Raw genomic sequence first — 23,590 nt, forward strand, 5'->3', positions numbered from 1 at the left:
CCTATTTATAGACTTTTTAATTCTCCAGCCTCTTCCAATAATTTTACTTCATCCAAACTTTTTCCAGCCATCATTAAGCCGATTTCTTCAATCGATAATTTACCATTTTCAAATTCGCCCATGGATTTTCCTTCATACATAACCATTATTCTATCAGATAAGGACATGATTTCTTCTAGTTCCATTGATATTAGCAAAATTGCCACACCTTCTTCTCTCAAATGTATCAATTCTTTATGAACATATTCAATAGCGCCTACGTCTAATCCTCGTGTAGGTTGTGAAACGACTATAAATTTAGGTGAAGCGCCAATTTCTCGTGCTATGATTACTTTTTGTTGGTTACCACCAGATAAGTTTCCTGTATATATATCTATCTCAGGTGGTCTGACATCAAATTTTTCAATGAGATCTTTCGAAAAATCTCTTATTTTATCAAATTTTAGAAATCCTCTTTCTGAAAATTGTGGTTTGTCGTGTGATCCTAAAATTAAGTTGAAAAAGTTTGGAAATTCATGAACCATACCTCTTTTTTGTCTGTCCTCAGGGATATGAGCTATGCCTAGTTCTCTTAATTCTTTTACGGATAAATTTGTAACATCTTTCCCTTGAAAATAGTACTTTCCATTTTCAATTTTTCTAAGGCCAGTTAAAGCTTCAGCAAGTTCCGACTGTCCATTTCCTGCTACTCCAGCTATCCCTAGAATTTCTTTTTTTCTAACTTCAAAAGTAACGCCTCTTACAGCATCTAACTTTCTATTGTCTTTTACCCACAGGTTTTCAACTTTCACTAGTGCTTCTCCGTGCTCTATTTTTGGCCTATCTATACTTAGAACTACTTCTCTTCCAACCATCATATTTGCTAATTCTTTTTCGTTTGTATTTGAAGTCTTTACACTTCCAGTAACCTTTCCAAGCCTCATAACTGTGATGTTGTCACTTATCTCCAAGACTTCTTTCAATTTATGACTGATGAAAATAATGGTTTTACCATCGTTCTTTAAGCTTCTTAGGATTTCGAAAAGTTCTTCAGTTTCTTGGGGAGTTAAAACGGCTGTAGGCTCGTCGAGTATTAATATATCAGCACCTCTATATAGTGTTTTAATTATCTCTACTCTTTGCTGCATACCTACAGGAATGTCTTCAATCTTTGCGTCTACATCAACTTTGAGGCCGTACTTTTCGGACAATTCTTTTACATCTTTTTTGGCTTTCTTTAAATTGAAAGTGATGCCTCTTTTAGGTTCCTTGCCTAATACGACATTTTCCGCAACTGATAAATTATCAACGAGCATAAAATGTTGATGAACCATCCCTATACCGTTATCTATAGCATCGGAAGGTCCTTTGATATCAATTTTTTTTCCTTTTATGTAAATTTCACCACTTGTAGGTTGATATAAACCATAAAGTTGATTCATCAAAGTAGTTTTTCCAGCGCCATTTTCACCGATTAGTGCATGGATTTCTCCTTTTTTTACTTTAAATGTAACTTTATCATTTGCAACTACCCTGGGAAATACTTTGGTTATTTCTTTCATGTAAACAGCATAATCATTTAATTCTTCTTCTATGTTATCTGTTTGAGGCATCGGTAACCTCCTTTCTGTTTAAGGACTTAAAGATTTAATAAAGTTTATAAGAAAGTAAATAGTCTACAAAACAGGCGGGAATTTATCCCGCCTGATATTGGAGTAAAAAAGATATGCTATATCAGAATGGGAAGACTATATTACTTGCATTGAAAGAACCTAGCTCAGCTTCGCTTTGAGGAATATTGATTTTTCCTTCCTTAGCTAACGTTTGTAAATAAGCTAATTCCGCAATAACTTCATTTGGTATTAGCCCTTTGGTATATTTCATTGGAGATATTCCAACACCATCATCAACTATACCTAAGTTGTTGTGTCCAGATTGAAAATATCTAGCAGACAATGCTGAATTTATACCTTCAAAAGTTGCTACATCGATCTTTTTTGTAATACTAAGTAATACGTAACCTGGTTGCATGTAATCTTGATCCACATCAACTCCTATTGCAAAATAGCCCTGACCTTTTTCATAATATTTATCTATAACTTGTTGTAGAGGGGCATTTGCTGGCAAACCGTAGAAAGACATTCCAGTTTCTTTTGCGGCATCGATGACTCCATTTCCTGTTGCACCAGCGCACGCGAAGACTATATCTGCACCGTTACCGTATTGAGAAAGGGTTAACTGTTTTCCTTTTGCGGGATCCTCGAAACTAGCGGCGTAACCGATTATAACTTGAACATTGGTACCATGAATTTGATTGTAAGCAGCAACTCCTGCTCTGTAACCTATTTCGTATCTTTTGACCGGTGGTATTTCTAGGCCACCTACGAAACCTATCCTACCTGTTTTAGTCATTGCGGCCGCTACGTATCCGCCTAAGAATCCTGCCTCATGTTCTTTGAAGGTGTAAAGAGCTAAATTGTTTGGAACCGTTTGACCAGGGGACGGTTCAATATCAATTCCAATAAAAAATGTATTGGGATATTGGGCGGCGATATTGAATAAAGCATCTGCCATCATAAATCCAACACCAATTACTACATCTCCTCTTTGCGCAGCGTTGGTAAGATTTGGAACGTAATCAGTTTGTTCCTTGGATATAATTAATTCTCCTTCAACATTGGGAAGTTGTTCCATAGCCATTTGAACACCAGCCCATGTACCATCGTTGAAAGACTTATCTCCCAAACCGCCGACATCCGTTACCATAATAACTTTTAGAGCAAAAGAACTTACAAACATTAAACTGATTAAACTAAGAACTAACAACTTTTTCATGTTTTCCTACCTCCTTTGGGTAAATTCACTTGTTTTTTAGATCATAAAAGTATCTGACAAACAAAAGAGAAGTTAAGACTAACAAAATTATTCCAAATATATAATTAAAACTATAATCAACAGTGAGAACAGTAGGATAGCCAATTTGACTAAAAACTTCAAGTGGAGTAACTTTTATAAAGCTAAGGATGCTTACCAAAAGCATTGATAATAAAGAAATATATTTTGTGAATTTCTCTTCAAAAATCACAAAGATCGTTAAACTTAAGAAGAACAAGAGAAAGACTTTTGTACCATAAATAGTGTTATAGGTTCTTAAATTAATTTTGTTTACCTTGTCAACGTTAAAATAAGAATTTACACTGGGCAACAACGGATCAATTAGATCGGAAGAACTTAGAAGTTGATTTGAAGCATCTATGAATTTAGATTCGAATTCTGCGTCAGAAAATTTTAAAACATCATGGGCTTGAACTTTCAAAGTGTCTAACTCGTTATAGATATTTCTTTCTGAAATTTCTGAGGAGTTAACAAAATCTGTAATCTCATTTGAAAAATCAAGCGGGATACCCCGATAATTTTCCACTTTGTCAATTTTTAAACCTTCTCTATTCGTTTGAACTGAAGAACCTTGTATTTGTGATAAAACTTGCGAGTTCAAAAGATCGCCTAAAAAAGAACCAAAAATAGATCTATAAAAAGTGTTAACTTGTGAATATTCACTTCCTAAATGGGAGTTTAAACTAGATATGGTTTTGTGTATAGGAGCATGAGGATAAACAACAACATCGTTCAATAGTTGGGTTTCGAAGGCTGAGTTATTGAATTGATTATTTTTTTCCATCAATAGATCATAAGAATAATATGATGGAACGAACAGTGTAATCAGCACCAAAAAGAAGATTGAAAAGTTTATGACCTTTTCAGTCAGCTTAATCTTTTTTCCAAAACTTTTAAATAGTAAAACGGCTAAAAACAAAAACACAAAGGTTACTATATAACTTCCATAAAGAAAAGAAGATATTGTATCTGTTATCGGATTGTAAAATACTAAAAGGTATACAAATTCAACTCCAAATACACTCAAAACTGTCACCCAAAGATACTTTCTTAAAAATAAGAATGTAATTAGGATCAAGACAGCATAGATGATAATTCTTATAAAAGCAATGTTAACACCGGCTTTTCCCTCCTCAATAAAAATCTGTGTAACTTGTTGTAATTGATCTCTGGTTTCATTTATTAATGAATTGACATAATTGTAAGAGAGTTGATCTATTGCAATTTGGAGTGGTCTTCCAGTTAAGCCTGATTGAGCAAGTTGTTGAATGCCTTGTTCTAAACTTTGTTTATTTTCTAATATTATTGCGTCGAATTCAGGATTAGTTTCTCCTTCATATATATAGAATCTTTTATCCAAAATTTGTGCATTAGATGGGAACCTTTCTATATTTGTGAATGGAGCGGAATCAACAATTCCCAAAGAATATATGATAACATTACCAAAGTAAGTTAGAGCATCGTTTTCTAAAGATCTTGTATATTCTTGAACGGTTTTGAAATAGGCAGGTAGTGATCTGATCATCTCTTGAGTAATTTGTTCGCCAGAAAGATCAGATTGAACATACACTAAAAATCCGGCAAGAGCTAATTTTTCTTCAATTGTTGTGAATTGAGACTGAACATTGTCGTATATCTGAGATAGATAAGTTTGCACATTTGTAGGTCTATCAATATATTCTGCGCTTCCAATCATCTGAGTTCTATAAAATCTATACAATCCTAAATTGTTAAGTTCTTGAAAGAACAAATAAAATTCTTCATTTGAAATATTTTCCCCTTCGTTGTAGGTCTGAATAAGAGTTTTGTAAACATCTCCCACTGTTTCAACATCAATTCCTAAAGCTGTTAATGAAATAATGACAGTAATTAATAGAATGGTTAATTTCTTCATTTATATCCTCCTATTGCTATAATGTATTGTATAAAACCAAGCAAAGATTAATTTTATTATATCATTTTTTTTGTGGATGTTCAACAAGAGAATTCCCTGATTATACAAGATTATTAGCAATTAAATCTGTTTAAATGAGATTATAGGTATTTAAGTACATGTTTCATTGAAAATTTAAAATTATTAACTGTTGATTGAAAAAGCTCTATGTGGTAAAATAATCCTATAAACAACTTATACGGGGAGAGATTTATATTTTAAAAAAATCTTATATGTTAATTGTTTTTTCTATTCTTTTTGCAGCTCTGTTATTTTCCGAATCTATTTTTTTAGAAGTTGACAATTTCAACATTGGAGAAAGGGCATTTCATATTGATTTAGGAAAAAATTACGCAATAATTGCGGATTATCAAGGCACTATCCATTTTATAGATATCTTTACTTTAGAGAAGGCGGAGTTTACACAGGCTGTCTTACCTATGGGTGGAGCATACGATGGCGAATTTTTTTATGTTATTGACAATTACAATAGGCAATTACTTAAAATTAAAAATAACAAAGCCCAACAAAAATTGGTTTTAGATTCTAAACCTGTTAATATAAAATTGATAAATGGAGAATTATACATATTAGGTACAAATCCTAATAAATTATACATAGTTGATAGCAATCTTTTTGTAAAAAAATCGATGAATATCCCTGTACATAGTCCGTTGATAAGAAATATAGGTGAGCAAGTTTTTATTCCTTTATTTGATAATTTTCAAAACAACGTATTTTTAACAGACCTTCTTTTTTTGATCCCTAATAATGATACTTATATCGTAAATTATAATAATATAGAACATCCTATCGATATTGTAGGATACAAAGGGGTTATTTATATGGTTTCATACTACAATGGCAATTTGTATAGGAATGATTTCAGAACACAACCTAAAATTGCACAATTTGGGAAGTACACTACGAACATTGAGATGTACAAAAATAATATTGTAGGCAATTCCTTGATGGGTGGTGTTTATTACTACAATCTTTCCTCTGGGAAAACCGAAGTTATTTTAGAAGAAGTACCAATTAGTGATATTTCAGTTTCTCCTAACGGACAGTATTTATACGCTATATCTCATATAGAAAATAAACTTTATGTAATAGAGGATAAGAAGGTTTATCAAACAATTGATACTTACAATTATCCTATCGATGTTGAATCGCCAACAGACAATATCGTTTTGGTACTTTGTACGGATTCCTCGAGGTTGCAAGTTATAAGATACTTTGAATAAGTGTTTTTATATCAAACACTGTTTTTTGTAATTTATCTTTGTATATGTCAGAAATTTCTTTGAAATCATAATTAGAAGAAACAGCATCATAATAGATAAAGGGTATTTCAGCTGTGTTTTTATAAAAAAAGTTGTAATCTCTTTTTATGTTTTTTAGTACTCTTCGATTCTTTAGGTTGTTAAAAGTTATTGTTTGCCCATCAAAAAAGATTCCAGCCAGAGCACTGTGTAAACGATCAGATATGATTATTTTAGACTCAGAAATTTCTTTGGTTATCTTATTTGAATCTTTAAAAGGGAATTCAGCTGTAATTTTAGTTTCTTTTCTTATGCTTTCAACTAATTCATAATTTTTTAATGCATCTTGTGTTGCATTTATTACTAATGTAGAAAGTGTATAATTTTCAAAGGTTGATAAGAATTCTGTTAAGTATCGCAAATCATGTTCTTCTTTTAAACAAACTGATATTTTGTTTGTTTTTTTGTAAGTATAATTTAAAAAAGGATATGGTCCTACATCTACACCTAGGGAGATATTTTTATTATATTTTGTTGCAAAGACAAAAGATGTTTCATCTCTCAAATTGCCGTAAAGTTTTGGGTAAGAAAGGATTTTCTTTAATTTTTGGAGGCTACGTTTTTCGTTAAAAGAGCCAAAACCTTGGGATAAGAGCAATATGGTTTTATTGAACTTTGCCCCGAGGTGGGCTATATAGTAATAGTACATGAAACTTCTGTAAGAGGTTTCGGATTGAAAAAGGTTTCCTCCTCCAAAGATTATAACATCGCTGTCTTTTATAGTTTTCCTTATTTCGTAAAAATTGAATCTTGAAACAGTGATTATTTGAAATATATATCCTTCATCGAATTCCAACTCGTTTTCAAGAGGTAAGAATAAGATTCCATCAAATTTTATTTCATTTAATATTTGTAAGAAACTTTTTAGTAATAAGTCATCTCCATAGTTCCCGTATCCATAAAATCCAATTAAAAAAATTTTTTTCATCTCTTCTCCTCCAAATTAATTATTTAGAAGTTATTATTTAGGAAAATGTTGCTTTAGAAAAGAAAAATAGAATAGATATAATAAAGGCAGGTGAAAATTATTGTTTGATAATATTAATTTCGAAATAATTCCAAATACTATGGATGCATTGTCTTTAAGACAAAACGTAATTTCTCAAAATATAGCAAATTATGAAACCCCTGGTTATAAAAGGAAGTACGTTGATTTTGAAAATGAGTTACAAAAAGCCTTGAATGAAGATTCAAAATTGACCCTTAAAGTTAATAGAGACCAACACATAAATAATACCTTATCTTTAGAAAAAATTCAACCAAATATTCAAATAGATGATTCCAAATCGCTCAGAGATGATGGTAACAACGTCGATCCCGATATGGAATTGATCAGGATGACTCAAAATACTTTAAAATACAATACTTTATCTAGGTTGATGACCTATTCAATACAGAGATATGAAACAGCTATTAGAGGTGGTAAATGATGGATGGGTTATTTAAGGTTTTAGATATTGCTGCGAGCGGTATGACAGCAGAGAGATTTAGGTTAGACGTTATATCTCAAAATTTGGCTAATTCGGATACAACCAGGACAGAAGAAGGTGGGCCATACAGAAGAAAAACAGTAATCTTTCAAGAAGCACTTAATGAAAGTACAAATGGAAGTAAAAATTTTGGGGGAGTTAAAGTCACTTCTATAGTAGAAGATCCATCCCCTTTTAGATTAGTATATGATCCTAACCATCCTGATGCAGACGCTGAAGGATATGTAAGTTATCCTAACGTTAACGTATTACGAGAAATGGTTGATATGATCTCTGCTCAAAGAGCTTATGAGATGAATGCAGCGGTTGTAAATTCAGCGAAAAGCATGTACAATTCTGCCCTCGGAATAGGTAGATAAATAAGGAGGTAAATATTGATGACCAACGGCATAAATGGAATTAATGGGATTGACCCCAATAAATTAGTTCCAGAAAAAACTAAACAAGAAGATAAAAATTTAGACTTTTCTAAACTATTAAAAGATGCGATTGAGGAAGTAAATTCGATCCAAAAGAATGCAGATAAAGTTGCAGCAGATTATGCGGCAGGTAATATAACGGATATACATCAGGTTATGATTGCAGCAGAAAAGGCTTCTTTATCTTTACAATTAACCACAGAAGTTACGAATAGAATCGTTGAAGCTTATAAAGAAATAATGAGAATGCAGATATAATTTTGTTTTTTCTTATAAAATTAAACAATTTGATCTTTAAATGATTGGGTATTATTACCCAATTTTTTTGTATTATTATATTTTATTAAAATTTAAAAAAAGTTGATAAAAGTTTGTTATAATTTAGGCATAAAAAAATAGTGATTATTATATGGTCTTTATCATGAGAAGATTATCAAACTAAGATTTTGATCCAAAAAAAGTTACAAGGCCAATTGTGGATACACGCCGACCATTAGGCGCAATCCACCACTTCTAAAAAGGAGATAGATAAATGTCAAAATATGACAAAAAACGTCTCGCCTGGTTATTTGACAATATGACTGATACAAAGAGTACCATAGGTGAACAAGTTGCAGATTCTGGTGAGACTATCCCACAAATAGCCGGTCGGGTAGCTTTTGAACAATTGAAACTCACTGGCGAAGATGTGTTACTCGATGTTGGAACAGGCACCGGTGATAAAGCTATTGCAGCTGCTCATATCTGTCGGCAAGTAATTGGTATTGATATTAGTAAGAAGAGTTTAGAGCAAGCCAGGATAAGGGCTGAACTGGAGAATTTAAACAATGTGATCTTTGCTTATGGTGCATTTGAAGAGCCTTGTGTGGAGCTCGAGCTTGCTTTATATGGTATTACGAAAATTCTTGCTGTCTATTCATTACATCATTTACCCGATCAACTCAAGAAAGAAAGTTTGTTTACTCTATCTAATTTGTTGCATCGACCTGGTCGCATAGTAATCGGCGATATTATGTTTTTTGAGGAGCCTAATAAGCATATTGAAAAATTCAATGAGGTATACTATGATGGTGGAGATACCGATTTTCCTTCGCGAGTAGAATACCTAACCGAATGTTTGAAACAGGCAGGAGGTACAACTCGCGTTGAACAAATTCATCCATTGGTTGGCGTGATAATAGCAGATTTCGTATAACAGCTTGTTTGCAACGCTTTGACTGAGTTAAATCACCGATGGATTTGTAAACTCTTCATCCAAAGAGTAGAACTCAGTTAAATCAGCGCTAGATGTAGCACCATATATATTGGAAAAGGCTTAACCATATTATTCACAGCCTCTTTGAAAAATAACCTTTTTGAAGACCTAATCAAAGTTGATGCAATAATCGGTTAGCAAGGTGACTGCTAAGTCAAGAAACAAGCTCAGTAAGCAATGACCAAACATATTATAGGAGGAGATGGTTTTGATGGAAGAAATAATTAAAAGTGCTGAAAAGTACATCGAAGAAAATTCTGAAGTGGATTTAGACAAGTTAGAAGAATTTTTAAAAGGAATCTATGATGAAAAAGACGTTGATGAATACTTTGCTCAGCTTGGTGAAATTTTTTCGGTAATACAAGATTATTATGAAGATCCTTTAGATCTTTTCATGAATGAAGAAAAAGATAATCAATAAGAGCGAGAGAAAAGTAGACAAAAGAGTACAATAAACCAACACAAGAATTGGGGTAGATTCTTGCAGAAACATTAAAAATCCAATAAAGATTCTTTTAAAGGAATCATACAAATGTTAAAGAATGTAAAAGGCGACAAATTTGACGCAGTATTTTTTTGGTCAAAGAACCAGAAAAGGCTTAAAATTTTCAGCAAGAAAGGAGTGGTAAGTATGGATAGTACCGGTAGTTTCATTGAATTTTCTGATCTGCCGCCATAATGATTGAAAGGAGGAGTAAAAGTGAAGGTTGAAGTAAAAGTCGATATAAAAAAATTGATAAACGAAAAGGAGTTTAAACTTCTAAAAGAGTTGTTAAAAGAACAAGAACCCGCAAGAATAGTAGAGATGATCGAAGAATTACCCCACGACGAAAAAATTGTTGTTTTCAGATTTTTACCTAAAGATACCGCTGCAGAAGTATTTTCTCAGTTAGAAAAAGATGATCAAATGGAATTACTCTCTCTTTTTAAAGAAGATAAGTTAAAAGAAATAATAGAGAATATGGAACCTGATGATAGAGCTGATCTTTTAGAAGAGCTTCCTGCTAACGTAGTAAAACGTTTACTTGCTCATCTTTCTAATGAAGAGAGACAAAATACACTTATTCTTCTGAATTATCCAGAATATTCCGCAGGAAGAATAATGAACCCAAATTTTTTGGATCTTAAAGAAAATATGACTGTAAAAGAGGCGCTTCAACATATTAAGAATGAAGGAAATAAAAAAGAAACTATCTACACTTTGTTTGTAATAGATAACACTAGAAAATTGAAGGGCACAGTAGAATTAAAAGATTTAATTTTTTCTGAAGAAGATGAGTTTGTAAAAAATATTATGAATGAAAATCCAACCTTTTCAACAGTTTACGACGATGAGGAAGTAGTTGCAAGAATCATGCAAGATTATGATCTTTTAGCTATTCCGGTTACAGATAGTGAAAAAAGACTGGTAGGAATAATAACCATTGATGATATTGTTGATGTTCTTGAAGAATCAGCCACAGAAGACATCCAAAAAATGGCCGCTGTAGGTGTAACGGAAACTTCTTATTTTCATACTTCTATCTGGGAGCTCATAAAAAGCAGGGTAATCTGGCTTGGTGCATTACTACTTTTTGAGAGCATTGCCGTTTTTGTAATTGAAGGTTTTTCAGATGTGTTACAGAAAATTACGGTGTTAGCTGCATTTATGCCGACTATTAATGCAATAGGAGGAAATACCGGAAGTCAAATGTCCGCTATAGTAATTAGATCAATGGCAGTTGGGGATATTGATGATGACGATTTAAAGAAAGTTTTAGCTAGAGAGTTGTTTTCAAGTGTGATTTTAGGTATAATTTTAGGAATAATCATGTTTTTAAGATCAATTGTTAATACTCGAGAACCTTTAATTATGTTGAGTTTATCTTTATCTATAATTATAGTGGTAATTATTTCAAACCTTTTAGGAGTTATCTTACCTTTTTTTGCAAAAAAAATACATTTAGATCCTGCATTGATCTCTGGACCTTTTATTTCAACTTTGATGGATATATTAAGTATGTTTTTTTATTTTTCTATTTCTGTTTTACTTCTTAAAGATATGTTGTGAGTAACAAATAAAAAATGATTTGAGACTTGTTGAAAGGAAACGGTAAAAATGAATGAAAACGATATAAAAGAGCTTACCAAAAAAATTAAAGAATTACCTACGCCTGATTTTATTGTACAAAGAATTATAGAAATAGCCAACGATCCCGAGGCAGATATAGATGATTTGCATAATATGATCGTTCAATCCCCGGCTTTAACTGCCAAGATTTTGAGACTAGCTAATTCTGCCTATTATGCACTACCAAGGAGAGTAACAAAACTTACACAAGCAATAAATCTACTTGGTTTCAAAACGGTCAGAAATTTAGCTTTAAGTATTTTTACCGTCGAGAATTATTTTTCTGAAGATATACCTTTTTTCAATACTCAGCATTTTTGGGTCCACTTGATCTCAACCGGCGTAGCTTCAGAACTTTTGGCAAGATATCTTAATTTCCCAGATAAAGAAGAAGCTTTTATGTGTGGTGTTTTACATGATCTTAGTAAGGTAGTGATGGCACATATCATGCCAGATGTGTTTGAGATGGTTATCAAAGTTGCTCAACACGAAAAAATTTCTTTTTTTCAGGCGGAAAATTTGTTATCAACTTATTCACATCAACAAATCGGGAGGAAGCTTTTTGAAAACTGGAATATGTCAGACTTAGTAATAGAAACCGCTGCCTACCATGATAATCCTTTAGAGTCTAGTAACGAAGAAGCAAGAAAATTATTATATATTGTAAATGTTGGGAATATAACTACTAATTTGTATTTTTACGGTTATTCAGGATGCTTTGGTTTTCCCGAAGTTGATCTAAAGGTTTGGAGTTCCTTGGGATTAAATTATAATAAATATTCCAGTTATTTTGAAGAATTTAAGGATATAATTAAAAAGTCTCCTGAGTTTACTAATATGAAAGAAGTGTTCGATGATTTGGAGGTGACATCTGATGGCTCAGTATAGAAGAGAAATGCTTGAGTCAGAAATGAAAAAATTAATTACCCAGGGTTTTTCTCAATTGAAGGATCCTAGATTAAAAGACAAATTTATTGATATAAATATGGTACGTCTATCAAAAGATAAATCCTATTTAGATGTATATGTTTCATCACTTGATGAAGATCTTGATACTATTATCAATATTCTAAACAATGCAAAGGGAATGTTCAGAACTCTTATAGCTAAAAATATTAAAATGTTCAAAGCTCCTGAGATAAGGTTCCATAAAGACAAAGGCATTGAAGCAAGTATAAGAATAAATAAATTAATAGAGAACATAGAGAAAAACGAGGGAGGTAAATGAAGAGTGGTTTTTTAGTAATCAACAAACCAAAGGGGATTACTTCTCATGACGTAGTCTCAATAATCAGAAAAAAGTTTGGGATTAAGAAGGTTGGCCATGCTGGTACTCTTGATCCCTTTGCTACTGGGGTGCTAGTAGTAGGAATAAATAAAGCCACTAGGTTATTAGAATTTTTTCAAAACGAAAAAAAGACGTATTATGTAAAAGCGGAATTGGGGATCATCACAGATACTTTTGATATAGAAGGAAAAATACAAGAAAGGAACGAAGTTAGTCAGCAACAAATCTCTAATTTGAAAAACACATGTTTTTCTTTTGTGGGGGAATATTTACAGGTCCCGCCGGCGTATTCGGCTAAAAAATATAATGGTAAAAAACTTTATGAATATGCGCGTGAAGGTAAAATAATCAATCTCCCTCCAAAAAAAGTAAATATATATCAGATTGCAAATTTCTCACAAGAAGGTCGAGAATTTAGTTTTTATGTAGAAGTCAGTTCTGGAACTTATATAAGATCTTTAATTATGGATATAGGATATGCTTTAGGATGTGGAGCTGTTACCAAGGAACTTTGCAGAATTAAAAGTGGTAAGTTCGAATTAAAAGATAGTATTCTGTTAGAAGAGGCATCATTGGGAAAAATCTTAAAAATGGATGAGGCTTTAGATCTACCTTACGTTAAGATTAATAACGGTCAACAAGCCATTAAAGGTCAGCAAATTTATAAAGATAATATTATTGAATTTTCTAATTTCAACAAAAATGATTACGTTAAAATATACGACGAAAAACAATCTTTTTTGGGAATAGGCAGAGCTGAGAAAAAATCGACGTTTTTAAAAACTCTTCTTAAAGAAGAGGAAAGAAACGATAGAATAGTAAAAATATATAAAATTCTTTACGAGGTGACATGAAATTGTACGCGCTCACAATCGGAATATTTGATGGTGTACATAAAGGCCATCAGTATATACTAAAAAATACTCTTCAACTTGCAAATCAGTTAAGGTTTGACCCCTTGGTTTTGATGTTTAGATATCCTCCTGAAAAGTATATAGGTGGTTTTGAAGGGCTTATTCTACCTAGTTGGAGAAGAAAACAAATTTGTGAAGATATGGGATTTAAGGTTGAGGTAAAAGATCTTGAAGAAGTATGGGGATTACCTCATGAACAATATCTTGAGGAATTGATAAAAAAGGATGTAAAAGCAATTGTTTGTGGTGAAGATTTCACGTTTGGGAAAAATGCTTTAGGGAATGTGGAATATTTACAAGCAGTTAGTCAAAGCAAAGGGTTAGTGGTCAAAGTATTGAAAGATTTAAAAACTAGTGGAAAAAGAGTTAGTTCTTCAGCAATAAAAAGAGAGTTAAAATTAGGTGATATTAAGAGAGCAAATGAAATGCTTGGAAGACCCTGGACACTTGAAGGTACAGTTTATGAAGACAGGCATGTTGGGTTTAAGCTTGGATTTCCAACCGCAAATATTAACGTTTGGGAAAAAGAGAAAATCCTGTTGCCAAAATTTGGTGTTTACATTGTGAAAGGATATGTAAAGGGACGATCAGGTTTTTTGTGGGGCCTAATGAATATCGGTCTAAGACCAACTTTTAACGAATATAGAAAAACACCAAAAGTTGAAGTTTATTTTTTAGATTTTTTTGGTGATCTATATGGCGATTATATCGTTTTAGAGGTAATTGATTTTTTACGGGATGAAGTAAAATTTGAAAACGAAAGAGAATTAATAGCTGCTATGGAAAAAGACGAGGATCAAGCTAGAAAGATTATACAGAACCATTATATATAGAAAGGAGATGAACGGTTTTGTCTACTTGGGATTTAACATTTTTTTATTCTTCACCAGAAGATAAAAAGATTAAAGAAGATTTTGAAGAAAGCTTAAGGCAAATCAAAAAGTTACGGCAACAGTACTATGACAAACTATCGGACCCTTCTTTGACTCCAAATGAATTGAAAAACTTTTTCCAAGAGTTTGAGAATGTTTTAAAAACGCATAATTTTACTTACCAGTATTGTCACTTGCTTTATGATTCCAACACCCAAGATGAAACTGCTCAAAAACTCTATGAGATGGCTAAAGATTACGATTCGAAAATAGAAATGGAATCATCTTTTTGGAAGCCGAGGTTATTGAAGCAAAGTGATGGAAAGCTAAACCAATTAATGAATGACCAGGAATTGAAAGATTACACTCATGTGCTTGAACGTCTTGTTGAATCAAAAAGCCATATTTTAAGTGAAGATGCTGAAAAAGTACTAGCTGCAATGTACAATTCATCACGTGGAGGCTTTGAAGAACTGTATGGCCGATTAACAAGTTCTTATACCTTCAAGTTAGAGATCGATGGTGAAGTTAAAGAATTAACAGATCCACAAGTAAGAGCTTTAAGAAGAAAACCCGATGTAAAATTAAGACGTCAAGCTATGAAAGAATTTTTTAAAAAGTATGACGAAGATAGCCTCATCTTCGAAAAAACATACAATTCTATCGTAAAGAATTACGACACAGAGGCTAGTTTGAGGAACTTCAAAAAACCAATTTCTATGAGAAACTTGAATAACGAAGTTGAAGATGAAATTGTGGAGACCGTTATAAAGGTTACAACTGACAAAACACCTATGGTTCACCGATATTACAAATGGAAAGGCAAAAAATTGGGGATAGAGCAAACGCTTGCAGATATCTATGCACCTTTGGCAAAGGTGGAAAAAGAATATACTTTTGAAGAGGCACAGAAGATTGTCTTAGATTCATATTACGAGTTTGATGAAGAGATTGGAGAAATAGTTGAGTCCTTCTTTAAAGAAAGAAGAATAGATTCGGAAATAAGAAAAGGTAAAAGAGGCGGAGCTTACGCTTCTTACGCAATTCCTAATAGAAAACCGTTTATTTTGTTAAATTTTACTGGAACTCTTTCCGATGTAAGCACTTTAGCACATGAGCTGGGACATGGGGTACATGGAACTTTGGCATCTGAACAAAATATTTGGAATTATCACCCACCTTTAACTATGGCTGAAGTTGCCTCAGTGTTTGGCGAGATGCTGGTCATGGATAAGATATTACCCACCTTGGCGGAAGAAGAAAGAACGGCTTATCTTGCCTCGAATGTTGAAGGAATGTTCTCGACAATGTTCAGGCAAAATATGATTGCAAGATTCGAAATATCCTCTCACAATTTGATAGAACAAAATGGTAGCGCAAATTGGAAAGAACTTGCAGAACTTTATAAAAACGAATTAGAAATTATGTTTGGTGATTCAGTAATGATACCACAAGAGTATTACTATGAATGGGCAAGCATACCTCATATTTATAGAACACCTTTTTACGTATACGCATACAATTTTGCTAATTTATTAGTTCTAGCATTGTATCAACAATACAAAGTTGAAGGAAAATCTTTTGTACCGAAATACAAAGAATTGCTTAGAAGTGGTGCAAAAGATTCACCGAAAGAATTATTGAAAAAAATCGGAATAGATATTTCAAAAAGAGATTTTTGGGAAAGAGGTTTCGAATTTATAGAAAAAGAATTTATCAATAAATTAGATTGAATTAAAATAAGCACGTTCAACATTTTTTATATAATGAATTTAATCCAAGGGAGAATTCATCTTGGTTCCTAAAATTATAATAACTACCCATAAAAATGCTGATTTTGATGGTTTTGCTGCATGTGTTGCTGCATCATTAATATATGATGATTCTGTTATTGTTCTTGAAGGAGAACCTCAGCAAAATCTGAAGGAATTTTTGAATATATACGATATTCAATACGAAAAAGAAAATAATTTTAAAAAAGATTATCAAGAAGAGATAAAAAATCACAAATTCGAAAAAGTTGTGATTGTTGATACTGCAGATATCGATAGAATACCTGCATTTATAAAATCTCTAATTGAACAAGGAATAGAAGTTGACATATATGATCATCATCCTGAGTTAAAAGAGCAAAATATCAAAGGTAATAATTATTCTAAAGAAGTAGGAAGTGCTACTACATTAGTTGTTCAAAAATTATTAGAAAACCATGTAGTTCTTCCCGATACCTATGAAACGCTTTTTTTAATAGCAATCCACGAAGATACTGGAAATTTTGTTTATTCCACAACGACCCCATTAGAGCATCAAATCTCTGCAGAACTATTAAAAGGCGGTGCAAGGATAGAAGAAGTAGAAGAATTTGTCTCATTAGAAATGACAAAAGAACAAAAAGAGCTTTTTGACAAACTCTATAACAATGTACAAGAACTTACTTTAGAAGAAGTAACAATACATATTACTTATTCTGGAATAGACAAATTTATAGGTGGGTTAAACGTTATAACCCATAAATTGTTTGAAGCGCTGACTCCAGATGTTTTATTTGTTGTTGTGAAAATGGGGAAAAGCATATATATAGTTGCAAGATCAAGGGTCGAAGTAATAGATTTAAATAAAATCCTATCTTTATTTGGTGGAGGAGGCCATAAAAAAGCTGGTTCAGCCAAAACAAAAGGTCTTAGAATACAAGAGGTTATTGATAAAATTAAAAAAGAGTTAAGATCCTCTTTTGTCCCAGTTTTAAAAGCAAAGCATATTATGTCATCTCCCGTAAGAACCATATTATCATTTGAAACAGTAGAAAGGGCTCATGAATTGATGTTTCAAACAGGGCATTCTGGGCTCCCTGTAATTTCTGACAATAAATTAGTGGGTATTGTAACTAAAAAAGATATAGAAAAGGCAATGAAACATGGTTTAAAAAAAGCACCTGTTAAAGCTATAATGAGTACTAACTTAAAAGTTGTTGATGTAGAAACTTCGCTGACTCAAGTAAGAAGGATCATGGCAGAGGCAGACATCGGTAGAATTCCCGTTTTAAAAGATGGTATACTTGTAGGCATAATAACTAGAACAGACCTTTTAAGGGCGACTAACGGAGTTTTTAATTTTTCACTTAGCCCAATTTTAGAAGAAAAGTATAAATCGTTAAATTTAAAAGAAGATATGGAAAAAACCCTACCCCCATCTATTCTTAATCTTTTAAAACTTATCGGTTTGTATGGGAATGAGTTAGGGATAAACGTATATGTAGTAGGGGGATTTGTCAGAGATCTTTTGCTGGCGATTAGATCTAAATTAAACGGTGCAAAAAAGTCCATACCTTACGATATAGATGTGGTAGTGGAAGGGGATGGCTTGTTGTTTGGGAAATATGTTGCCAAACAATTGAGGGCAAAGTATGTTGAACACCCTAAATTTCACACCTGCTCAATTTTTTATAGAAATGGGGAAAATAAGATAATAAGGATTGATATTGCAACTGCAAGAACAGAATATTATGAAGAAGCAGGAGAACTACCTAAAGTAGAGTTATCAACTATTAAAAAAGATTTATACAGAAGGGATTTTTCGATAAACGCTATGGCCATAAAGCTTAATTCAGGTTCTTTTGGAATGCTCTTGGATTTTTTTAATTGTAGAAAAGATCTTGAAGAAGGCAGAATTAGGATACTTTATCCCCTCTCTTTTATTGAAGATCCTACAAGAATACTTAGAGCTATAAGGTTTGAACAAAGATTTGGATTTGAAATTGAGCCTAATACCTTATCAAAATTGGAAGAAGCCGTAGCAAATGGATATTTGGAAAAAGTAACTGGAATGAGGATAAGAGAGGAATTAGAGAAAATACTAGAAGAACCTGAACCTATGAAAGCAATAAAAAGAATGGGTAAAATGAAAATAATTTTTCACTTGTTTGAAAGAACTTACTACTCACCAACAATGGAAAAAGATTTAGAAAAACTTTTTGATGTTAAAAATTACTTCAAAAACAACTTATCGAATTATCTGAATAAAGTCAGACTATTCCACTTAGTTTTATACGTTCTGTTGCAATACACTCCAGAAGAATCTCTCAAAAAAATTACAGCAAGATATGGGTTACCCAAAGATTTTATTAAAAATCTCATGCAAGTAAAAAACGTATATAATGAAATTTCTAATGAGTTAAAAAACAAAGAAAAAATATCAAAATTGTCTTATTATTATGAAAAAACCAACGGTTTTCAAAATGAACAATTAATTTTTTTAGCTGTAAAGCTTCCAGAAGAATTATTAGGAAAATACTATGAATATTTAAGAAAAATCGAGAAATTAAAACTCTCCATTACGGGAGAAGATTTACTAAAGAAAGGATACGAAGGAGTTCAAATTAAAACAAAGTTAGAAGAAATAAAGAAAAAGCTCTTGAATGGCGAAATACAACCTGGCGAAGAAAAATATTTGATTTAAATTTGACAACTCATTTTTTTTATGGTATAATCCCTAAAATTTAGCGTAAGGAGTTTTTTAAATTTATGACTAATTGTGAAAAAAATTTCATTTCTTATAATCAAATAAATTTAAATAACGATAGGAGGCGCCCATGTAGCCGGTGGATCATAAGCACCGGTAATGGGTGCTTATGAGTTGGAGAGGCTTATTCTCCTAATTGAGTTTTAATCCATGCGGCTACATCTTTAAAGATGTAGCCGCTTTTTTTTTAGAGTTTCTAAAGGCGTTAAGTCAAAAATTAGAGGGAGGTTAATATATGGAAAGTACTGAAATAATTCAAGAAGATATTGTTTTACCTTTGGGTTTCAAAGTCTGGGGAATTCATTGTGGAATCAAGAAGTTTAAAAAAGATTTAGGACTGATATATTCAGAAAAAAAGGCTAATGCCTCGGCTGTTTTTACAACGAACAAAGTTAAAGCGGCTCCAGTTCTTTTGAGTATGAAGAACATTAAGAATAATGAAATACAAGCGGTTATTGTGAATAGTGGTAACGCAAACGCTTGCACCGGTACAAAAGGGTATTCAGATGCAGTAAGTATGGCAGAGAAAACAGCTCAGATCTTAAATTTAAAGTCAGAAGATGTATTTGTATGTTCAACAGGTGTTATAGGTGTTCCATTGCCGATTGAAAAAATTTTAAACGGCATAGAATCGTTGGCAAAAAATCATAATTTTGAAAATAACGATCTTGTAAGTTTTGCACAAGCGATAATGACAACAGATACCTTTCCAAAAATTTATTCCACTCAAGTTGTGATTGGAGGCAAAAAGATCACTCTTACTGGGGTTGCCAAAGGTTCAGGCATGATTCATCCCAATATGGCTACCATGTTGTCTTTCATTTTGACAGATGCAAACATTTCTAAATCTGCTTTGAATAAGGCCTTAAAGCAAACCGTAGATGATTCTTTCAACTTGATAACGGTTGATGGTGATACAAGTACCAACGACACGGTTCTTATTTTGGCCAATAAGCAAGCAAATAATCAAGAAATTATAGAAGATTCTCATGAATACAAATTATTTCAAAAAGCACTTTATGAAGTAGTTGAAAGTTTGGCAAAAAAAATTGTGATAGATGGGGAAGGTGCAACTAAATTTTTTGAAGTACAAGTAAAAAACGCGAAGACGAAAGAAGATGCTAAATTGATCTCAAGGTCTATAGCTAAGTCTAATCTAGTCAAAACAGCAATTCATGGAGAGGATGCTAATTGGGGTAGGGTGTTAGCAGCTGCAGGTTATTCAGGAGGAAACTTTGATCCCGATAAGGTGGATGTCTGGTTTCAAAGTTGTTTAGGAAAGATTCAACCTTGCCAAGATGGCCATTTTATAGAGTTTAATGAAATTAATGCAAAAGAAATTTTAAGTGAAAAAGAATTAAAAATTATTGTGGATTTAAAAGATGGTGAAGAGAATGCCAAATCTTGGGGATGTGACCTTACTTCTAAATATGTAGAAATAAATGGAGGGTACAGAACATGATAAAAGCTGAAAAGTTTTCAGATGAGATATCTAAAGCGGAAGTTTTGGTCGAAGCGTTACCTTACATAAAAAAATTTGCGGGAAGTATAGCCGTTATTAAATTTGGGGGGAACGCCATGAAAGATTCACAAATTAAATCGATGGTCGCAAAAGATATCGTACTTATGAAATATGTTGGGCTAAATCCTGTTGTCGTTCATGGTGGAGGGCCAGATATCAATAAAATGCTTACGAGTTTGAATATAGAAACAAAATTTGTAAATGGATTAAGGGTAACTGATGAAAAAGTTATGGAAATAGTAGAGATGGTGTTGGTTGGTAAGGTAAATAAAGAGATTACATCGTTGATAAATAAAATAGGGGGAAAGGCTGTTGGATTGAGTGGGAAAGATGCAAATTTATTGTTGGCAGACAAAGATTTGTCCCAAGGGGATTTGGGTTATGTTGGTAAGTTAATAAATGTGAATAAGGAAGTAATTTTGAATTTAATTGAAAAAGATTATATCCCTGTGATTGCTCCTTGTGCGATTGGGAAAGATGGAAAAACTTATAACGTCAATGCCGATATGGCTGCAGGTAAGATTGCTTCTTCTTTGAATGCAGATAAATTTGTTTTATTGACAGATGTAGAAGGCATCTTGAAAAACAAAGAAGATGAAGAAAGTGTGATTTCTAGACTGTCATATAATGAAGCAAAAGGTTTACTGAATTCTGAGTTTATCACTGGTGGAATGATTCCCAAGTTAAAATGTTGCATCCAAGCCCTAGAAGACGGAGTGAAAAGGGCACATATAATTGATGGACGAATTCCTCATGCTTTGCTTTTAGAGATATACACAGACAAAGGTGTGGGAACTATGATAGCGAAGGAGGTATATGATAATGACAATCTCTGAAGATAAAAAGTATGTAATGAATACTTATTCAAGATTCCCTATAACTTTAGTTCAAGGGAAAGGGATAAAGGTTTGGGATGAAAACGGTAATGAGTACTTAGATTTCGTAGCTGGGATCGCTGTTAATGCTTTGGGGCATTCTCACTCTGCAATTGTTGAATCGGTAAAATCACAAGTTGACAAATTAATCCATATTTCTAACCTATATTGGAATAGCAATCAAATAGAATTAGCCAAAATGATCTGCGAAAAATCCTTTGGAAAAAGTGTCTTTTTTTGCAACAGTGGAGCAGAGGCGAATGAAGCTGCAATTAAGTTGGCAAGAAAATATGGGAGAACTAAGTACAATGGGCGAAGATACAAAATTATCACGGCAAAGAACTCATTTCATGGAAGAACCTACGGTGCATTGACGGCAACAGCCCAGCCAAAATATCACAAGAACTTCGAACCTCTATTGGAAGGATTTGAAAGCGTAGAGTACAACGATATAAATTCTTTAAAGTCCGCAATTGATGAAAATACATGTGCTGTAATGTTGGAGGTTATCCAAGGTGAAGGGGGAATAAACGAAGCAAAAGATGAATATCTTCAACAAGTTAGAAAACTTTGTGATGAGAACGACCTTCTTTTGATTTTTGACGAAGTCCAAACAGGGATAGGAAGAACTGGAAAACTTTTTGCCTATGAACATTCTGGAGTGGTACCCGATGTGATGACCCTTGCAAAAGCCTTAGGTGGTGGTTTCCCTATCGGTGTGCTTGTTGTGAATGAAAAAGCTGACGTATTTACACCAGGGGATCATGGATCAACATTTGGTGGGAACCCGTTAGCCTGTGCAGTTGGCATGGCTGTGATGAAAAACGTTGCACAAGAATCTTTTCTGAATATGGTGAAAGAAAATGGTGAATTTTTCAAAAATCAATTATTAGCAATGAAGGAAAAACATTCAATAATTGACAAAGTTAAGGGAAAAGGTTTGATGATCGGAGTCAAGTTAGACATAGAAGATGGCAGTGATATAGTAAAAAAAGCTATGGAAAAAGGACTTTTGATAAATCTTTTAAATCACAATGTTTTAAGATTCGTCCCTCCTCTTATAATCACAAAAGAAGAGATAGCCAAGGGTATGAATATTCTCGAAGAAGTTTTTTTAGAAATGGGGTATTAAGATGAAAGGATTTATAAAGTTAAACGATTCTACCATTTTTGAAGGAGAAATTATAAGTAAAAAAGATTTTGGACAAGGCGAAGTTGTCTTTAACACGTCTATGACTGGATACGAGGAATCAATAACGGATCCGTCTTATGCAGGAGAAATACTGGTAATGACCTATCCATTGATAGGAAATTATGGTGTAAATTTAGAGAATTTACAGTCAAAAAGACCCCCCATCAAAGGTTTGATAGTTAAAGATTACTGTCAATTTCCCTCTCATCACACATCTCAGTATTCACTTTTAGATTATTTAGACCAATATGATGTTCCAGTTTTAAATAAAGTGGATACAAGGGCCCTTACGAAAAAGTTAAGGACAGAAGGAAGTATGTATGGTGTAATAGCCACCCAAGACTATTCTTTGGAAGTTTCAACTTCCACGGAGAACTTACTTGATAGTGTTTCTACAAAGGAAACCTATAGAATTCAAGGAGACGGTCCGAAGATAGCATTAATAGACTTGGGAGTTAAGAAAAATATTGTAAAACAGCTCAAATCTGAAGGATACGATATTTACGTTTTTCCATATAACAGTACTAAAAATGATGTAGATAAGGTTCAACCCGATTTAGTATTATTCTCCAACGGTCCAGGTGATCCAAAAAAGGCAAAAGAAGCAATACTTTTAGCTAAAGAGTTTATAGGTGAGAAACCACTTTTTGGGATTTGTTTGGGTCATCAAATAATATCTTTGGCGTTGGGTTTTAATACTGTAAAAATGAAATTTGGTCATAGAGGTACCAACCATCCTGTGAAGAATTTATTGAATAATAAATGTTATATCACTTCTCAAAACCACGGTTATATGGTTGAAAAAGAGTCAGTGAAAAACAAAGATCTAATAATCACCTACATCAATTTGAATGATCAAAGTATCGAGGGAATTATGCACAAGAAGTATCCCATTTTTACCGTTCAGTTTCATCCAGAATGTGGTCCTGGGGTTCACGATACAGCTTTTATCTTTAAAAAAATAAGAGGTTTAATCTGTAGACAGTAAAAAATACTTTCGGGG

At 32.8% G+C, this 23,590-nt stretch carries 22 protein-coding genes; 18 read left to right on the forward strand and 4 right to left on the reverse strand.

Features of this window, described 5'->3' with window-relative positions; translation table 11 throughout:
- Positions 1-5: 5 nt before the first annotated feature.
- The 3 genes from X929_RS07220 to X929_RS07230 form a co-directional block, all read right to left on the reverse strand.
- Positions 6-1,592, reverse strand: coding sequence for an ABC transporter ATP-binding protein (locus X929_RS07220; RefSeq protein ID WP_103067352.1), 1,587 nt, complete (start codon positions 1,590-1,592; stop codon positions 6-8).
- Between the two features lie 121 nt (positions 1,593-1,713).
- Complete coding sequence (locus tag X929_RS07225; RefSeq protein WP_103067353.1) at positions 1,714-2,814, reverse strand: BMP family lipoprotein; 1,101 nt, start codon at positions 2,812-2,814, stop codon at positions 1,714-1,716.
- A gap of 25 nt (positions 2,815-2,839) precedes the next feature.
- Complete coding sequence (locus X929_RS07230; protein ID WP_103067354.1) at positions 2,840-4,768, reverse strand: hypothetical protein; 1,929 nt, start codon at positions 4,766-4,768, stop codon at positions 2,840-2,842.
- Between the two features lie 272 nt (positions 4,769-5,040).
- Between X929_RS07230 and X929_RS07235 the strand changes: the two genes are divergently transcribed.
- Positions 5,041-6,054, forward strand: coding sequence for a YncE family protein (locus X929_RS07235; protein WP_103067355.1), 1,014 nt, complete (start codon positions 5,041-5,043; stop codon positions 6,052-6,054).
- Here X929_RS07235 and X929_RS07240 read toward each other — a convergent pair.
- Entirely contained in the window at positions 6,035-7,060 is a 1,026-nt protein-coding gene (locus X929_RS07240) for a polysaccharide pyruvyl transferase family protein (protein WP_103067356.1), read from the reverse strand. The genes X929_RS07235 and X929_RS07240 overlap by 20 nt on opposite strands.
- 100 nt (positions 7,061-7,160) lie before the next feature.
- On the opposite strand from X929_RS07240, the gene flgB reads away from it, so the two are divergent.
- The 17 genes from flgB to carA all read left to right on the forward strand — a co-directional run bounded on the left by flgB (position 7,161) and on the right by carA (position 23,575).
- Complete coding sequence (gene flgB, locus X929_RS07245; protein WP_103067357.1) at positions 7,161-7,562, forward strand: flagellar basal body rod protein FlgB; 402 nt, start codon at positions 7,161-7,163, stop codon at positions 7,560-7,562.
- Positions 7,559-7,981, forward strand: a complete 423-nt coding sequence (flgC, locus tag X929_RS07250) for a flagellar basal body rod protein FlgC (protein WP_103067358.1) — start codon at positions 7,559-7,561, stop codon at positions 7,979-7,981. Before flgB ends, flgC begins: the two co-directional genes overlap by 4 nt.
- A gap of 18 nt (positions 7,982-7,999) precedes the next feature.
- Complete coding sequence (gene fliE, locus X929_RS07255; RefSeq protein WP_103067359.1) at positions 8,000-8,299, forward strand: flagellar hook-basal body complex protein FliE; 300 nt, start codon at positions 8,000-8,002, stop codon at positions 8,297-8,299.
- A 274-nt stretch (positions 8,300-8,573) separates the two neighbouring features.
- Positions 8,574-9,236, forward strand: coding sequence for a class I SAM-dependent methyltransferase (locus X929_RS07260; protein ID WP_103067360.1), 663 nt, complete (start codon positions 8,574-8,576; stop codon positions 9,234-9,236).
- Positions 9,237-9,504: 268 nt separating this feature from the next.
- On the forward strand, positions 9,505-9,717 hold the full coding sequence (locus tag X929_RS07265) for a hypothetical protein (protein WP_134079997.1): 213 nt from the start codon (positions 9,505-9,507) through the stop codon (positions 9,715-9,717).
- Positions 9,718-9,828: 111 nt separating this feature from the next.
- Entirely contained in the window at positions 9,829-9,975 is a 147-nt protein-coding gene (locus X929_RS09720; protein ID WP_169925003.1) for a hypothetical protein, read from the forward strand.
- Between the two features lie 21 nt (positions 9,976-9,996).
- Complete coding sequence (mgtE, locus tag X929_RS07270; protein WP_103067362.1) at positions 9,997-11,346, forward strand: magnesium transporter; 1,350 nt, start codon at positions 9,997-9,999, stop codon at positions 11,344-11,346.
- 48 nt (positions 11,347-11,394) lie between these two features.
- Positions 11,395-12,294: an HDOD domain-containing protein gene (locus X929_RS07275; RefSeq protein WP_103067363.1), complete on the forward strand. Its 900-nt coding sequence runs from the start codon at positions 11,395-11,397 to the stop codon at positions 12,292-12,294.
- The gene (rbfA, locus tag X929_RS07280; protein ID WP_103067364.1) at positions 12,281-12,634 is read left to right on the forward strand and encodes a 30S ribosome-binding factor RbfA; all 354 of its coding nucleotides are present in this window, start codon (positions 12,281-12,283) and stop codon (positions 12,632-12,634) included. Before X929_RS07275 ends, rbfA begins: the two co-directional genes overlap by 14 nt.
- The gene (gene truB / locus X929_RS07285; protein WP_103067365.1) at positions 12,631-13,548 is read left to right on the forward strand and encodes a tRNA pseudouridine(55) synthase TruB; all 918 of its coding nucleotides are present in this window, start codon (positions 12,631-12,633) and stop codon (positions 13,546-13,548) included. Before rbfA ends, truB begins: the two co-directional genes overlap by 4 nt.
- On the forward strand, positions 13,545-14,441 hold the full coding sequence (gene ribF / locus X929_RS07290; protein ID WP_243830523.1) for a riboflavin biosynthesis protein RibF: 897 nt from the start codon (positions 13,545-13,547) through the stop codon (positions 14,439-14,441). Before truB ends, ribF begins: the two co-directional genes overlap by 4 nt.
- A 17-nt stretch (positions 14,442-14,458) precedes the next feature.
- Positions 14,459-16,213, forward strand: coding sequence for a M3 family oligoendopeptidase (locus tag X929_RS07295; RefSeq protein WP_103067366.1), 1,755 nt, complete (start codon positions 14,459-14,461; stop codon positions 16,211-16,213).
- A 61-nt stretch (positions 16,214-16,274) separates the two neighbouring features.
- Positions 16,275-18,935: a CBS domain-containing protein gene (locus X929_RS07300; protein ID WP_103067367.1), complete on the forward strand. Its 2,661-nt coding sequence runs from the start codon at positions 16,275-16,277 to the stop codon at positions 18,933-18,935.
- A gap of 328 nt (positions 18,936-19,263) precedes the next feature.
- The gene (gene argJ / locus X929_RS07305) at positions 19,264-20,460 is read left to right on the forward strand and encodes a bifunctional glutamate N-acetyltransferase/amino-acid acetyltransferase ArgJ (protein WP_342749854.1); all 1,197 of its coding nucleotides are present in this window, start codon (positions 19,264-19,266) and stop codon (positions 20,458-20,460) included.
- Positions 20,457-21,356, forward strand: a complete 900-nt coding sequence (argB, locus tag X929_RS07310; RefSeq protein ID WP_103067369.1) for an acetylglutamate kinase — start codon at positions 20,457-20,459, stop codon at positions 21,354-21,356. Before argJ ends, argB begins: the two co-directional genes overlap by 4 nt.
- Positions 21,343-22,527, forward strand: coding sequence for an acetylornithine transaminase (locus X929_RS07315; RefSeq protein WP_103067370.1), 1,185 nt, complete (start codon positions 21,343-21,345; stop codon positions 22,525-22,527). The genes argB and X929_RS07315 overlap by 14 nt, the downstream gene beginning before the upstream one ends.
- Position 22,528: 1 nt before the next feature.
- Positions 22,529-23,575 carry a glutamine-hydrolyzing carbamoyl-phosphate synthase small subunit gene (carA, locus tag X929_RS07320; RefSeq protein ID WP_103067371.1) on the forward strand — a complete coding sequence of 349 codons (1,047 nt, stop codon included), beginning with the start codon at positions 22,529-22,531 and terminating at the stop codon, positions 23,573-23,575.
- Positions 23,576-23,590 lie beyond the last annotated feature (15 nt).

Source organism: Petrotoga olearia DSM 13574, assembly GCF_002895525.1.
Lineage (GTDB): Bacteria > Thermotogota > Thermotogae > Petrotogales > Petrotogaceae > Petrotoga > Petrotoga olearia.

Bases quoted from the DNA above. Each gene is read 5' to 3' on its own strand.
- truB (WP_103067365.1), top strand. From the start codon at position 12,631: ATGAAGAGTGGTTTTTTAGTAATCAACAAACCAAAGGGGATTACTTCT.
- rbfA (WP_103067364.1), top strand. From the start codon at position 12,281: ATGGCTCAGTATAGAAGAGAAATGCTTGAGTCAGAAATGAAAAAATTA.
- X929_RS07235 (WP_103067355.1), top strand. From the start codon at position 5,041: ATGTTAATTGTTTTTTCTATTCTTTTTGCAGCTCTGTTATTTTCCGAA.
- X929_RS09720 (WP_169925003.1), top strand. From the start codon at position 9,829: ATGTTAAAGAATGTAAAAGGCGACAAATTTGACGCAGTATTTTTTTGG.
- fliE (WP_103067359.1), top strand. From the start codon at position 8,000: ATGACCAACGGCATAAATGGAATTAATGGGATTGACCCCAATAAATTA.
- X929_RS07230 (WP_103067354.1), bottom strand. From the start codon at position 4,768: ATGAAGAAATTAACCATTCTATTAATTACTGTCATTATTTCATTAACA.
- X929_RS07260 (WP_103067360.1), top strand. From the start codon at position 8,574: ATGTCAAAATATGACAAAAAACGTCTCGCCTGGTTATTTGACAATATG.
- X929_RS07315 (WP_103067370.1), top strand. From the start codon at position 21,343: ATGACAATCTCTGAAGATAAAAAGTATGTAATGAATACTTATTCAAGA.
- X929_RS07275 (WP_103067363.1), top strand. From the start codon at position 11,395: ATGAATGAAAACGATATAAAAGAGCTTACCAAAAAAATTAAAGAATTA.
- X929_RS07240 (WP_103067356.1), bottom strand. From the start codon at position 7,060: ATGAAAAAAATTTTTTTAATTGGATTTTATGGATACGGGAACTATGGA.
- X929_RS07225 (WP_103067353.1), bottom strand. From the start codon at position 2,814: ATGAAAAAGTTGTTAGTTCTTAGTTTAATCAGTTTAATGTTTGTAAGT.
- flgC (WP_103067358.1), top strand. From the start codon at position 7,559: ATGATGGATGGGTTATTTAAGGTTTTAGATATTGCTGCGAGCGGTATG.
- ribF (WP_243830523.1), top strand. From the start codon at position 13,545: ATGAAATTGTACGCGCTCACAATCGGAATATTTGATGGTGTACATAAA.
- argB (WP_103067369.1), top strand. From the start codon at position 20,457: ATGATAAAAGCTGAAAAGTTTTCAGATGAGATATCTAAAGCGGAAGTT.
- carA (WP_103067371.1), top strand. From the start codon at position 22,529: ATGAAAGGATTTATAAAGTTAAACGATTCTACCATTTTTGAAGGAGAA.
- X929_RS07220 (WP_103067352.1), bottom strand. From the start codon at position 1,592: ATGCCTCAAACAGATAACATAGAAGAAGAATTAAATGATTATGCTGTT.